The following is a 13,582-nucleotide window of genomic DNA, read 5'->3' as shown; positions in this document are numbered from 1 at the left end:
TAACCACCTCACTGTCCTGCTGCAGGCACTGCTATTGTTTTTATAAACCATAAAAGCGTATAGTATGTCCGATATTTTAATCATTCTAATCACCGCCATTGTCGCGCTCGGAGTCGGCGTGTACATTGGGCGCGTACTGCTGCAAAAGGTATACAAGCAGCAGGAAGAAGCCGCCCGCCAAAAGGCGAAATCCATCATCCGCGAAGCTGAGATCAACGCCGAGAGCATCAAGAAAGACCGCATGCTGGAGGCCAAGGAGAAATTCCTGAAGCTGAAGTCTGAGTTCGAAGAAGAGTCGAACAAGAAGAAGAACATCATCATCCAGAACGAGAACAAGGTAAAGCAGCGTGAGCAGCATGTGGCCAAGCAAATGGAGCAAACCAAGCGCCGCGAAGCTGAACTCGACAAGGAGAAGGAAGCCCTCGATCACCAGCTGGAAGTGCTCAAAAAACGCAAAGAAGACGTAGAGCAGCAGCACAGCGAAGTTGTGGCCCAGCTCGAGAAAATTGCCGGCCTGACTGCCGCCGAGGCGCGTGAGCAGATGGTGGAAGCCCTGAAGAGCGAAGCCACGTCGCATGCGTCTTCTTACGTGAAGGACATCGTGGCGCAAGCCAAGCTGACCGCTACCAAGGAAGCCAAGAAGATCGTGGTGGAGACCATCCAGCGTACCGCTGCAGAACACGCCATCGAAAACTGTGTGTCTGTCTTCAACATCGAAAGCGACGACATCAAAGGCAAGATCATCGGTCGTGAAGGCCGTAACATCCGCGCCCTCGAAGCTGCTACAGGTGTGGAGATCATCGTGGACGATACCCCGGAGGCGATCATTATCTCTGGTTTCGACCCGGTTCGCCGCGAAATTGCCCGTCTGTCGCTGCACCGCCTGGTGGCCGACGGTCGTATTCACCCAGCCCGCATTGAGGAAGTGGTTGGCAAAACCCGCAAAAACATCGAAGAGGAAATTGTGGAAATCGGTGAGCGTACCGCCATCGACTTAGGTATACACGGTCTGCACCCGGAACTGATCAAGATGGTAGGCCGCATGCGCTTCCGTTCGTCTTACGGTCAGAACCTGCTGCAGCACTCACGCGAAGTAGCCAACCTGTGCGCCACCATGGCGGCCGAACTTGGCCTGAACGTGAAACACGCCAAACGTGCCGGTCTGTTGCACGACATCGGTAAAGTAACGCCGGACGAGCCGGAATTGCCGCACGCGATCATCGGTATGGAGCTGGCCAAGAAATACAAGGAGCATCCGGATATCTGCAACGCCATTGGCGCTCACCACGACGAGATTGAGATGACGGCGATGATTTCTCCGCTGATTCAGGCTTGCGACGCCATTTCTGGTTCAAGACCAGGTGCCCGCCGCGAGATCATGGAGTCGTACATCAAGCGTCTGAAGGATCTGGAAGCAGCTGCCGTATCTTTTGACGGCGTGAATCAGTGCTACGCCATCCAGGCTGGTCGTGAGCTCCGTATCATGGTAGACGCCGACAACGTGAGCGACGAAAAGGCAGCACAGCTTTCGTTCGACATCTCTCAGAAGATCGAAAAGGAAATGCAGTACCCGGGCCAGATCAAGATCACGGTGATCCGCGAAATGCGCGCCATTAGCTACGCCAAATAAGGTATATCCGCTATACCTGGAGTATACAAAAAGCCGCCTGTTACAATTGTAGCAGGCGGCTTTTGCATTAAACTAAACCAATCGTCACTCGCACTGTTCTTAGCTCAGGAAGGCCTTCAGCATCCAAAGCGTCTTTTCATTTTCGTTGATGTCCTCACTTACCAGCGCTACCGTTCCCTCGTCCTCGCGTTCGGCGGCCAGCGCCAGAATATCACGCTCCAGGCTCACAATCACAGACAGGTTCTGGTGCGTGGCCTCTACCGTCTCGCGGTCGCCGCTCAGGCTCGTTGCTTCCTGTATGCTCGACACGCGCAGGTAGTCTGAGAAGGAATGCAGCGGCTTCTGGCCGATGGTCAGGATACGCTCAGCCAAGGCATCGATGCGGGCAAGGGCGCTGTTATAAAGCTCCTCGTACTTGGCATGCAGCTGAAAGAAGTGTATACCCTTGATGTTCCAGTGGAACCCGCGCAGGTTCTGGTAATAAATGTGATAGTTGGCCAGCAGCTCGTTCAGCTTGTCGGCAATCTCTACGGAATCTTGTTTTTCTAATCCAATGTTCGTCAGCTTATTCATAGTCTTTCCAGTGTTTTATGTTCGTTGTTTGTATATACAAATATAGCCCTAATTAAGTTATCAATCAAATCAATTAAATTGATGTAGGTATAGTAATAGTCTATAACTTAGCAGGGTGGAGGCTAAGCAGGCTTTTTCGGATGAAGTGAGTAATCTGTTAGTGCAAAGTGCCCCCTTTCTATACGTTTAAAGCCATGACACTGGTACAATTAGAATATTTATTGGCGGTGGACACACACCGTCATTTTGCCACGGCGGCAGACCACTGTTTTGTGACGCAGCCCACCCTGAGCATGCAGCTTCAAAAGCTGGAAGAGGAGCTGGGGGTGCAGCTGTTCGACCGAAGCAGAGTGCCTGTGCGCCCCACCGAGATTGGAAAGGAAGTGATTGCACAGGCCCGCCTGGTAGTGGCAGAGTCGAAGAAGATCAAAGAGATCGTGCAGAACCAAAAGCAGGAACTGAGCGGCGAGCTGCGCGTGGGCATTATACCAACTCTAGCGCCCTACCTGATTCCGCTGTTTGTGACGAACTTTATGGAGAAGTACCCGGACGTGCGGCTGGTGGTGCAGGAGTTGCTGACGGAGGAAATCGTGCAGAAACTCAACTATGAGCTGCTGGATGTTGGCTTGCTGGTAACACCCCTCGACGACAAATCTATCAAAGAACTGCCGCTTTTTTACGAGGCTTTTGTGGCCTATATCAACCCGGCGCACCCGCTGGCCAGTAGCAAGGCCATCAGCCCGGAGCAGCTCGACCTGGACGAGCTGTGGGTGCTCAACGAGGGACACTGTTTCCGGAGCCAGGTGCTCAACATCTGCAACAGGGGGGGAGCCGGCGCAACACCATCCGGACACTTCGACTACAAGAGCGGATCGCTGGAAACCCTCAAGCGCCTCGTCGAAACCCAGCGAGGACTTACCTTACTGCCGGAATTATCGGTGCTGGATATGCCCAAGGAGAAGAAAGCGCTGGTGCATAGCTTTCAAGAACCGCAACCGCAGCGGGAGGTAAGTCTTGTAGTGCACCGCAGCTTCCTCAAAAAGAAACTGATTGAGGCGCTGCAACAGGAAATTGTGGCGGCTGTACCTGCCCCCATTCGAAATCGCAAAAAAGAACAGGTGGTGGGAATAAAGTAAAAGGGTAGAAAAGACCTCGCAGTGTGTGCAGCTCCTGTGAGTGTCTGGAGCCTATATAAACATAGAACTATGCAGAAAGTACGGTGGGGAATAATTGGTTGCGGAAACGTAACCGAAGTAAAGAGCGGTCCGGCCTTCAGTAAGATAGAGAACTCTGAGCTGGTGGCCGTGATGCGCCGCAATGGAGCCAAGGCAAAGGATTACGCGGAGCGCCACGGCGTATCCAAGTGGTATGATAATGCCAAAGCCCTAATCCACGACCCCGAAGTAGATGCTGTGTATATCGCTACACCCCCGGACTCGCATGCTGCTTATACTTTGCAGGTAGCTGCTGCCGGCAAGCCCGTGTATGTGGAGAAGCCGATGGCCCTGAACAATGCGCAGTGCCAGGAGATGATTGCCGCCTGTGAGCAGGCAAATGTGCCGTTGTTTGTAGCTTATTACCGCAGGAGCCATCCTGCTTTTAATAAGGTAAAGGAGCTACTGGAGCAAAAGCTATTGGGAGATTTACGCTTTGTAACTATCAAATTATACCAGCCGCTGCAGCCACAGCTGTATACAAATAACCTTCCCTGGCGCGTGCAACCTGAGATTTCTGGTGGCGGCCTGTTCCACGACCTGGCTCCCCACCAACTCGACATACTTGATTATATACTTGGGCCAATCGCGTCGGCGTCCGGACAAGTAACTAACCAGGCTGGGTTGTATGAGGTGGAAGATCTGGTAACGGCGCAGTTCAGATTTGAGAGTGGCGTGTTGGGCAGCGGCGTGTGGTGCTTCAGCGTAGCCGAACAGCAACAGGAGGATAGTATCGAGATAGTGGGCAGCGCTGGCCGCATCACCTTCCCGACTTTTGCCAGAAAACCTACCGTGTTAGAAACCGCAGCAGGTACAGAGGAGTTTTTGCTTCCCCCGCCAGCCCATGTGCAGCAGCCTTTTATCCAAACTATTGTAGAGGAGCTGACCGGAAAAAGCAAATGCCCCGGCACAGGCGTTTCAGCTGCGCGTACTTCTTGGGTGATGGATCAGATTGTGGGGAGGAAGTAGGTTTTTGAAACGACCTCGCAGCACCCGAAGGTCCTGCGAGTGTCTGGTAATTGCTGTTGCAAAGCCACCAAGACACTCGCGGGTCGTGCAGACACCGCGAGGTCATGCTGCAAGCAATCTAGAAAACAAAAGAGGCTGCCTCATCAGAAGCAGCCCCTTTTTATGTTTATACCTGAAAAACAGGTATAAGAAATCAAATTAAGCGTTGATCATGCCGGCTTTCTGCAGCACCTCTAGCATGGTGGCGCCGATCTCAGCTGGAGAGTCTACTACGTGGATGCCGTTCTCGCGCATAATCTTCATTTTAGCAGCAGCCGTGTCGTCAGCACCACCCACGATCGCACCGGCGTGGCCCATGCGGCGTCCGGCAGGGGCCGTTTGGCCTGCGATGAAACCAACTACCGGCTTCTTGTTGCCAGTTTCGCTGATGTACTGGGCAGCCATGGCCTCGTAGTTACCACCGATCTCACCGATCATCACGATCGCGTCTGTTTCAGGGTCTTCCATCAGCAGCTGTACCGCGTCTTTGGTAGGCGTTCCGATGATCGGGTCACCACCGATACCGATAGCCGTAGAGATACCCAGGCCAGCCTTCACGATCTGGTCAGCAGCCTCGTAGGTCAGCGTGCCAGACTTAGACACAATACCGATACGGCCTGGCTTGAACACGAAGCCTGGCATGATGCCTACTTTCGCCTCGCCTGGCGTGATCACACCTGGGCAGTTCGGACCGATCAGGGTCACGTCTTTGCCTTTCAGGTAGTTTTTGGCCATCACCATGTCCTTCACAGGAATGCCTTCTGTGATCGCAACGATTACTTTGATGCCCGCGTCGGCAGCTTCCATGATCGCGTCGGCAGCGAAAGCCGGTGGCACGAAAATGATGGAAACATCTGCTCCCGTCTTCTTCACAGCTTCTTCCACTGTGTTGAAAACCGGCAGGTCCAGGTGATTGTTGCCACCTTTGCCTGGCGTAACACCACCCACTACGTTGGTGCCGTACTCGATCATCTGAGAGGCGTGGAAAGAACCTTCGGAGCCTGTGAAGCCCTGTACGATCACTTTCGAATTTTTATTTACTAAAACACTCATGTGTATCTTATTAAGTTGATGAATGATGGTCTAAAATAAGGTAGTGCAAAAATAGGCTTTTTTGCGGCGCTTCCAAAAAATAGTTAACGCTAATATAGCCGCTAAAACAGCCCGGCGGAACGGGAACAGGTATACCTGCTGTTATACAGAGGGCAGGTCGCTATACCTGTTAAGTATAATTTTTATTACGTACCTTTGCACCCGTATCTCAAAAAAGCACTCAGATGACATACCTGAATCATATAACCGAGGCAATCGGTAACACCCCCTTAGTAAAGCTCAACAACGTAACCGACGGCGTGAAAGCGACCATACTGGCCAAGGTAGAGTACATGAACCCGGGCAACTCCGTGAAGGACCGCATGGCGATCAGAATGATTGAAGACGCCGAGAAAGCGGGCATCCTGAAGCCGGGCGGCACGATCATAGAAGGCACATCCGGCAATACTGGTATGGGACTGGCCCTGGCTGCCATCGCCAAAGGCTATAAGTGCATTTTCACGCTGGCCGACAAGCAGAGCAAGGAGAAAATGGACATCCTGCGTGCCGTTGGCGCCGAGGTGCGTGTGTGCCCGACCAACGTGGCACCCGATCATCCGGATTCGTACTACTCAGTGGCTAAGCGCCTGAACGAAGAGATACCAAACTCTTTCTACCCGAACCAGTATGACAACCTATCTAACTGGAGAGCGCACTACGAAAGCACCGGCCCGGAGATCTGGGAGCAGTCCGCGGGCAAGATCACGCACTTCGTCACTGGCGTGGGCACTGGCGGCACGGTCACCGGCATTTCGCGCTACCTCAAAGAGCGTAAACCGGAGCTGATCACGGTAGGTATAGATACGTACGGTTCCGTTTTCAAGAAATACAAGGAAACCGGTATTTTCGACGAGAATGAGATCTACTCTTACGCCACCGAAGGTATAGGCGAGGACATCCTGCCCAAGAACGTGGATTTCGATGTGATTGACACCTTCCTGAAAGTGACTGACAAAGACGGAGCTGTGATGACGCGCCGTCTGGCCAAAGAAGAAGGATTGTTTGTCGGCTGGTCAAGCGGAACGGCCGTATATGGAGCTTTAGAATACGCCCGCGAAAACAACCTGACGGAGCAGGATGTTATGGTAGTGTTGCTGCCAGACCATGGTACCCGTTACCTGGGCAAGATCTACAACGACGAGTGGATGCGCGCGCAGGGCTACATCGACTAAACAGCCTTAGATCATTAAATTGGATGCCTATTAATTTGTTTGGAGTATCCAACTTGTGTACCTTGTGATGCGGTAAATACCTAGGGTTTAAGGCAAGACAACTAATTTTAAAAACGTTAGCTTGAAATATACGGCTTGCGTAGATACAGGCCGGGGATGGTTTAGCTATGAAAAAAATATCAGGCGTTCTTCTTATTGACGACGATGACACTACAAATTTCCTGAACCAGCGTTTGCTTGAGCGAATGCAGGTGACAGACAATATACGCACGTTTGTGAACGGCAAACAGGCGTTCGACTACTTGTACAATGTCAGTAACAACAACTACGAACAGACGGATGAAAACTATTTTCAGCCGGAGCTGATTTTCCTGGATATCAGCATGCCGGTGATGGATGGATTCGAAATGCTGGACCTGTACGAGCGGCTAAACCCCGAGTTTCGGAAAAATATAGTGCTGGCCGTACTGACTACTTCCACGCATCCACAGGATACGGACGCTGCCCAGAAGTATTCGGCCGAGTATCTTACCAAGCCCCTCACGGCAGAAAAAGTAAAGAACCTGATCAACAAGCATTTTAGCTCCGCCAGTCAGGAGGTTTAAAAAACTGAAAGTATAATGACGAGCCGATGCGCTGACTCAAATAAGAGCGGCACATCGGCTCGCTTCATTTTATGCGAGATAAAGGCCAGGTATACGGGTTGCCCGCAGTGAGGTCGTTACGCTACCTGAGAAGCCCGTGAAGTGGATCAGGTATAGGCTACTGAATGTTTAGTTTGCGCTATACCTAGAACGAGAAGCCGAAATTGGATTTGATCAGCAGGTTGAGGATGACGCCCGCGCCGGCCAGCAGCAAACCAATCCCGATCAGCTTTTCGATGTCCTGCATTTTGCCCTGCCGTTTTTTGAGCATGTTACCACCGATTGCCCCGATGGCAAAGGCGGCCATGAGCGGAAGGCTACGGCTCCAGATCACGTTGCCAAGCAGGTAGTGGCTGATAAACCCGGTAAAGCTGGTAATCACCAATATGAAAAGCGAGGTAGAGGTGGCGATCTGTGGCGGTATGCGAAACAGCTTGATCATCATAGGAGTCTGCAGAAAGCCGCCGCCTATGCCGAACAGTCCCGCTATTATGCCTGAAGCAAAACCAAAAACTGACACCAGGCCCCCGTTCAGGCGATAGGCAATGTGCTTTGCCCTGTTTTTCCGGATAAACGAAGTAGGCACCCGCCGGATGCGGTACATCATACCGGAATGCCGCTGGATTTTTTCTTTCTCCTGAGGTTTCACCATAAAGAATCCCACCGTCAGCACAAAGAGCGCAAAGATCACCTGCAACTCCGTAACGGGCAGAAAAGCGACCAGAAAGGCTCCCAGTACAGTGCCAGCCACCGCCGGAAATTGTATAAGCGAGCCCACCAGGTAATCGATGCTGCGGTCGCGGAGGTTGAAGACGGAGGCAATAATGGAGGCCGGCACCAACGCCGACATGGTCGCACCGATGGCGATCTCGATGTTGTAGCCGAAGAAGATGATCAGGATCGGCACCATGAACACGCCTCCCCCGAAACCGATGATGGTGCCAAACCCGCTCACGAGTGCACCCACAACAAAAATGATAAATTCCTCCATTTGCTAAGCCCCGCGGGGCTGTGGTGTTATACCTTTTTTGTGCAAGGTACACTATTCAGCTACAGGTACGAATTTAAAGTCATCACCGTTAAACAATCCTTTGTCGCTGAGCTTGAGCGAAGGTATAACGAGCAGTGCCATAAATGAGAGCGTCATGAAAGGGGAGGCCAGTTTGCTGCCCATCTCCTTGCTCATGCGGTCGATGGCGGAGTAGGCCTGGGCCACTTCATACCCATCGGCCGCTGACATAATGCCCGCTACCGGTAGCGGCAGCAGTTGCTCTTGGTCGCCGTCTACGGCGGCCACACCGCCTTTGGCACTGATGATCAGGTTCACGGCGCGGGAAATACTCTCGTCGTCCACCCCCACGGCAATGATGTTGTGCGAGTCGTGGCCAACCGAAGAGGCGATGGCACCGCGCTGTATACCTACATTCTTGATGAAGGCCACAGCCGGCTCGGCATTCGCATACCTGTTCACGACAGTGATCTTGAGCACATCCTGCGCCACATCCGATTCGATATTCCCTTCCTTAATCTTTGGCTCAGCCCATACCTGGTGCGTGATCAGTTGCCCGTCAAATGCCTCGATCACACGGATCTTGCTGGCACTGTCGGCTGGCAGGCGGAACTGTGCCGGTGTTTTCGGTTCGGTGTTGAAGTTGTTGATGGCCTCGCTTGGCGTGAAGGCGATCTTAGACTTTCCATTTTCGGCTACCAACTCGCCATTGATGTAAGTCGCTTCTACCGCAAAGTCATCCAGGTTGTTCACCACAATAAAGTCAGCCGGTTCGCCTTCGCGGAGCAGGCCTACTTCCAGCTTGTAATGCTCGACTGGGTTGAGGCAGGCGGCGCGCAATACATGGAACAGGTCGTGGCCCTTGGCGAGCGCCCGCTTCACGAGCAGATTCAGGTGCCCTTCCACCAGGTTGTCGGGGTGCTTGTCGTCGGAGCAGAACATGATGTGATTAGGATGACTTGCGAGCAAAGGTATAAGCGCTTCAAAATTCTTGGCGGCGCTGCCTTCCCGGATCAGGATCTTCATGCCCACGGCCAGCTTGTCGAGCGCCTCCTCTGCTGTGAAGCACTCGTGGTCGGTGGTGATGCCCGCGGAGGCGTACAGGGCCGCCTGCTCGCCGCGCAAACCGGGGGCGTGCCCATCCACGGCCTTGCCATACCTTTTGGCCAGCTCTATTTTCTCCATCACCTCCGGGTCGCGGTGCAGTACGCCGGGCCAGTTCATCATCTCGGCCAGGTACTTGATCTCATCGCGCTGGAAGAGGGTTTCGATGTCGGCTGCCGTTATCTCAGCACCGGCTGTTTCGAAAGGAGTGGCCGGCACGCAGGAGGGAGCCCCAAAATAGAACTTAAAGGGTACTTTTTTCCCGTTCTCAATCATGTACTCCACGCCTTTTATACCCAGCACATTGCCAATCTCGTGCGGGTCCGATACCGTGGCCACCGTGCCGTGCGGCACAGCCAGGCGGGCAAATTCGGAGGGTACCAGCATGGAGCTTTCCACGTGCACGTGGGCATCCACAAAGCCCGGCAAAATATAACCGGAAGAGGAGGTGGCCTCACGAACTATTTTAGAAATGCGGCCGTTTGACACATGGACCGTTCCCTCAAAAATCTCTTGCTGGTGCAGGTTTATGATGCGTCCGCTGACGGTATAGGAGCTATGCATGGATAGGACTGTCTTGTTGATTTAAAATGCCCGCTGATGGGGATTGAACCCGTAAATTACCTTATATTTGCGTTAAATTTAGTCGTTTTGAGAAAGATAATTTCATACATGCTACTGGCGGGAATTTTGGCAACTGGCCCATTGGCGAGCTGCACAACCAAAACACCGCAACAGAAAAAGACGGCCTCCTACATGAAAAAGAGCAAGAAAGGCAATGTGCCCTGCCCTTGCGATTCGAACTAACTCCTGACAGCTTACCATGAAAAAAATTGTAATCGCCATAGATGGCTACTCCTCGTGCGGTAAAAGTACAACGGCCAAACTGGTGGCTGCCGAACTGGGCTACGCTTACATCGATACCGGTGCAATGTACCGGGCGGTTACGCTTTATTTTCTCGAACATCACGTCAGCCTTACCAACCCCAAAGAGGTCAAAGACGCTTTGGATAATATAGACATCACGTTTCATTATAACCCAAAGGCCAAAAGAAACGAAGTATTCCTCAATGGGCTGAACGTGGAAGACGAGATCCGCAAGATGTACATCTCCAACCAGGTGAGCGAGGTGAGCGTGGTAAAGGAAGTGCGCCGCGCCATGGTGGCCCAGCAGCAGAAGATGGGCCGGAAACGCGGCGTGGTGATGGACGGTCGCGACATCGGAACCGCTGTTTTTCCGGATGCGGAGGTGAAGATCTTTATGACGGCCGACGTGGACACCCGCGCCCGCCGACGCCAGGATGAGTTGCTGGCCAAAAAACAGCTGATCAACCTTGACGAGATCAGGGCGAACCTGCAGAAGCGCGACCTGATCGACTCGACCAGAGCCGAGAGTCCGCTGCGCCGTGCCGACGACGCTTTTCTGCTGGACACCTCGCATATGACCATTGACGAGCAGGTAGAGTTTGTACTAAACAAGGTAACTTCCCGTATCTTCAACGGTGACTATGCCTTACAGGAATAGAGGAAAGTAGACATGAACGTAACGATAGACAAAAATTCCGGTTATTGCTTCGGCGTCGAATTCGCCATACAGATGGCGGAAGATGAGATGGAGAACTGCGAAGAGCTCTATTGTCTGGGCGATATCGTGCACAACAGCATGGAGGTGAAGCGCCTGTATCAAAAGGGACTTCGCATCATCGACCGGGAGCAGCTCAAAGAGTTGCGCAACACGAAGGTGCTGATCAGAGCGCACGGCGAGCCCCCGGAAACTTACAAGACAGCCTTAGAGAATAACATCGAACTGATAGACGCTTCCTGCCCGGTGGTGCTTAAGCTCCAGAACCGCGTGAAGCACGCTTTTGACGCTGACAAAACCAAAGGCGGCCAGATCGTGATTTACGGTCAGGTAGGCCATGCCGAAGTGATCGGACTGGCAGGCCAGACAGGTGACGAGGCGATTATCGTGACCACGGAGGAAGATCTGGACAAGATCGATTTTTCACGTCCGGTGACCCTTTTCAGTCAGACCACCAAAAGCACCAAAGGATTCTACCACATCAAGTCGTTGATCGAAGAGCGCATCCAACAGGCCAACCAGGACAGCACCGCCTTCAATGCCAATGACAGCATCTGCCGTCAGGTGTCGAACCGCGAACCGCAGCTGACCAGATTCTCCACGGAGCACGATGTGATCATTTTTGTAAGCGGCAAGAAGAGCTCGAACGGAAAGGCGCTCTACAGCGTGTGCAAACAGCACAACCCGAACAGTTACTTTGTGGAGAACGAAGAGGAACTGGAGAAGGAGTGGTTTGCCAATGCCGGGAGCGTAGGTATATGCGGTGCCACTTCCACACCCATGTGGCTGATGCAACAAGTGGCCGACAGCATCAAAAAATTTGACCTGGAAACAGTATAGGTATAACACTATACTACAAAATAGTGGCTTTTTAGCTACATTTAGGCTTTGCATTGGCAAGGCCTATTTTTTTATGTATCAACCAGCATGACACGCATCTTACGCTATTTCTTGAACGGACTCCTGATTGTGGCTCCTTTTACCATCACCGTGTGGATTGTGGTGGCGATCATCGATTGGCTGAACAGTCTGTTTGACTTGGGTATACCTGGCTTAGGTATAGGATTGATGTTCATCTTGCTTACCCTGATCGGTTTTATCAGCTCGTCCTTCTTCGTAAAGCCCTTCATTGTGATCACGGGGCGCTGGTTCAACAAGGTGCCGCTGGTGGGCATCGTCTACTCCAGTATCAAGGACTTGTTCGATGCCTTTGTAGGCGACAACCAGAAGTTTAACAAGCCGGTGATGGTGAAGATGTCGGAGGACTCAGAGAACCTGAAGTTCGGTTTTGTGACACAGGACACTTTCAGCTCTGTGAACGTGGAAGACCGCGTAGCCGTGTATTTCCCGCACTCTTACAACTTCTCGGGCGAGCTCTTTGTGGTGCCTAAACAAAACGTGGTATACCTGGACCTGCCAAGCAGTGACGTGATGAAATTCATTGTGTCGGGCGGTGTATCGAAGCTGTAAAGCCACGCAGCTATACCTGTTGCCTTCTGGAGAATCATTTTCAGCTAGACAATCTCAAAAATTTAAAGCTCTTTCCTGCATCTTATTTGTATGCATGCCGAATAAGTAGAGAGGAGAATACGTTGCGCCAGGATGCCATACATTATTCATAACGGTACGAAGCTGCACTACAGGGTGCTGGGACAGGGCACACAGCCCTTGCTGGCCTTTCATGGGTATGGGCAGAGCAGCGCTTATTACGAGCCCATGGGCCACGCGCTGGGCGGCGACTATACCATCTATGCCTTCGATCTGTTTTTTCACGCCCAAAGCACCTTGCACAAAGAGAACATGCCACTCGACAAAGATTTTCTGCAGGAGCTGATCGGCTTGTTTCTGTTAAAGGAGAAGATTGACCATTTCTCGCTGATGGGCTTCAGCATGGGCGGCAAGTTTGCCCTCACGCTGGTAGAGCGCTTCCCCGAGCGCATCGACGAACTTTTCCTGATCGCGCCGGACGGCATCAAGACCAGCTTCTGGTACAACATCGCCACTTACCCGGGCTGGCTGCAACAACTCTTCAAACGCACGGTGCTCAAACCAGAGCCTTTCTTCAGACTGCTCAACGTGCTCAACAGGTATAACATGATTCACAAAAGCCTCGTGCGTTTCGCCCGTTTTCAAATGGACAGCACCGAGAAACGGCTGAGGGTATACCGCAGCTGGATCGGCTTCCGCGAACTCAACTTCGACATCCGGGAGATCGTGCGCCTCCTCAACCACAAGCAAGTGCCGGTCACGATGTTTCTCGGCGAGTTCGACCAGATCATCTCTCCCAAGCGGGTGAGTGTTTTTATTAAAGCCTTGCGCAAAGGAGAGTTGGTGGTGCTAAAAGCGGGGCACTCGCACTTGCTGCAGGAAGTAGCGGAGTTGCTGCACCGCAAGAGGATGCAGACTTTTCCTCCAGGTAGTTAAGCCTTATACCTATAAATCAGGAGTGTCCGCAAGTTTAGCATCAGTGCAAATGTAGTTTCACATGCGGCCAGTTTGTGACTGGCGTAGCGGCGGCTGTTCCAGGTGTAGCAACCTTTGTTGTTTCATAGCC

The 13,582-nt window shown here is 52.4% G+C and carries 12 protein-coding genes and 1 pseudogene; 9 read left to right on the top strand and 4 right to left on the bottom strand.

Annotated features, from left to right (window positions below):
- Positions 1-64 precede the first annotated feature (64 nt).
- A complete protein-coding gene (gene rny / locus IEV97_RS14210; RefSeq protein ID WP_188502145.1) occupies positions 65-1,630 on the top strand; it encodes a ribonuclease Y in 1,566 nt (521 codons plus the stop codon).
- Between the two features lie 99 nt (positions 1,631-1,729).
- Here rny and IEV97_RS14205 read toward each other — a convergent pair whose 3' ends face one another.
- Positions 1,730-2,203 (bottom strand): Dps family protein, encoded by a 474-nt coding sequence (locus IEV97_RS14205; RefSeq protein WP_188502144.1) that lies wholly within the window; start codon positions 2,201-2,203, stop codon positions 1,730-1,732.
- A 194-nt stretch (positions 2,204-2,397) separates the two neighbouring features.
- Between IEV97_RS14205 and IEV97_RS14200 the strand changes: the two genes are divergently transcribed.
- Together IEV97_RS14200 and IEV97_RS14195 are read left to right on the top strand one after the other, a co-directional pair.
- Complete coding sequence (locus IEV97_RS14200) at positions 2,398-3,339, top strand: hydrogen peroxide-inducible genes activator (RefSeq protein ID WP_188502143.1); 942 nt, start codon at positions 2,398-2,400, stop codon at positions 3,337-3,339.
- Between the two features lie 69 nt (positions 3,340-3,408).
- Positions 3,409-4,386 carry a Gfo/Idh/MocA family protein gene (locus tag IEV97_RS14195; protein ID WP_188502142.1) on the top strand — a complete coding sequence of 326 codons (978 nt, stop codon included), beginning with the start codon at positions 3,409-3,411 and terminating at the stop codon, positions 4,384-4,386.
- Positions 4,387-4,584: 198 nt separating this feature from the next.
- On the opposite strand, the gene sucD is transcribed toward IEV97_RS14195, so the two are convergent.
- Positions 4,585-5,478, bottom strand: coding sequence for a succinate--CoA ligase subunit alpha (sucD, locus tag IEV97_RS14190; RefSeq protein WP_188502141.1), 894 nt, complete (start codon positions 5,476-5,478; stop codon positions 4,585-4,587).
- A gap of 224 nt (positions 5,479-5,702) precedes the next feature.
- On the opposite strand from sucD, the pseudogene IEV97_RS14185 reads away from it, so the two are divergent.
- Positions 5,703-6,686: pseudogene (locus tag IEV97_RS14185) on the top strand (PLP-dependent cysteine synthase family protein); the annotation flags it as partial.
- 170 nt (positions 6,687-6,856) lie between these two features.
- Positions 6,857-7,294 carry a response regulator gene (locus tag IEV97_RS14180; protein WP_188502139.1) on the top strand — a complete coding sequence of 146 codons (438 nt, stop codon included), beginning with the start codon at positions 6,857-6,859 and terminating at the stop codon, positions 7,292-7,294.
- 184 nt (positions 7,295-7,478) lie between these two features.
- Here IEV97_RS14180 and IEV97_RS14175 read toward each other — a convergent pair whose 3' ends face one another.
- Complete coding sequence (locus IEV97_RS14175) at positions 7,479-8,324, bottom strand: sulfite exporter TauE/SafE family protein (RefSeq protein ID WP_188502138.1); 846 nt, start codon at positions 8,322-8,324, stop codon at positions 7,479-7,481.
- A 51-nt stretch (positions 8,325-8,375) separates the two neighbouring features.
- Positions 8,376-10,010, bottom strand: coding sequence for an adenine deaminase (gene ade, locus IEV97_RS14170; RefSeq protein ID WP_188502137.1), 1,635 nt, complete (start codon positions 10,008-10,010; stop codon positions 8,376-8,378).
- 259 nt (positions 10,011-10,269) lie between these two features.
- Here ade and cmk point away from each other — a divergent pair, with 259 nt between their 5' ends.
- From cmk to IEV97_RS14150, 4 genes are all read left to right on the top strand, one after another.
- A complete protein-coding gene (gene cmk, locus IEV97_RS14165) occupies positions 10,270-10,971 on the top strand; it encodes a (d)CMP kinase (protein WP_188502136.1) in 702 nt (233 codons plus the stop codon).
- Positions 10,972-10,983: 12 nt separating this feature from the next.
- Complete coding sequence (locus IEV97_RS14160; protein WP_188502135.1) at positions 10,984-11,868, top strand: 4-hydroxy-3-methylbut-2-enyl diphosphate reductase; 885 nt, start codon at positions 10,984-10,986, stop codon at positions 11,866-11,868.
- 87 nt (positions 11,869-11,955) lie between these two features.
- Positions 11,956-12,498 (top strand): DUF502 domain-containing protein, encoded by a 543-nt coding sequence (locus IEV97_RS14155; protein ID WP_188502134.1) that lies wholly within the window; start codon positions 11,956-11,958, stop codon positions 12,496-12,498.
- Positions 12,499-12,630: 132 nt separating this feature from the next.
- Entirely contained in the window at positions 12,631-13,452 is an 822-nt protein-coding gene (locus IEV97_RS14150; protein WP_188502133.1) for an alpha/beta fold hydrolase, read from the top strand.
- Positions 13,453-13,582 lie beyond the last annotated feature (130 nt).

The sequence above is a fragment of the Pontibacter amylolyticus genome (genome assembly GCF_014638845.1).
GTDB classification, from domain to species: domain Bacteria; phylum Bacteroidota; class Bacteroidia; order Cytophagales; family Hymenobacteraceae; genus Pontibacter; species Pontibacter amylolyticus.
This window is presented reverse-complemented; position numbering and strand designations above follow the sequence as displayed.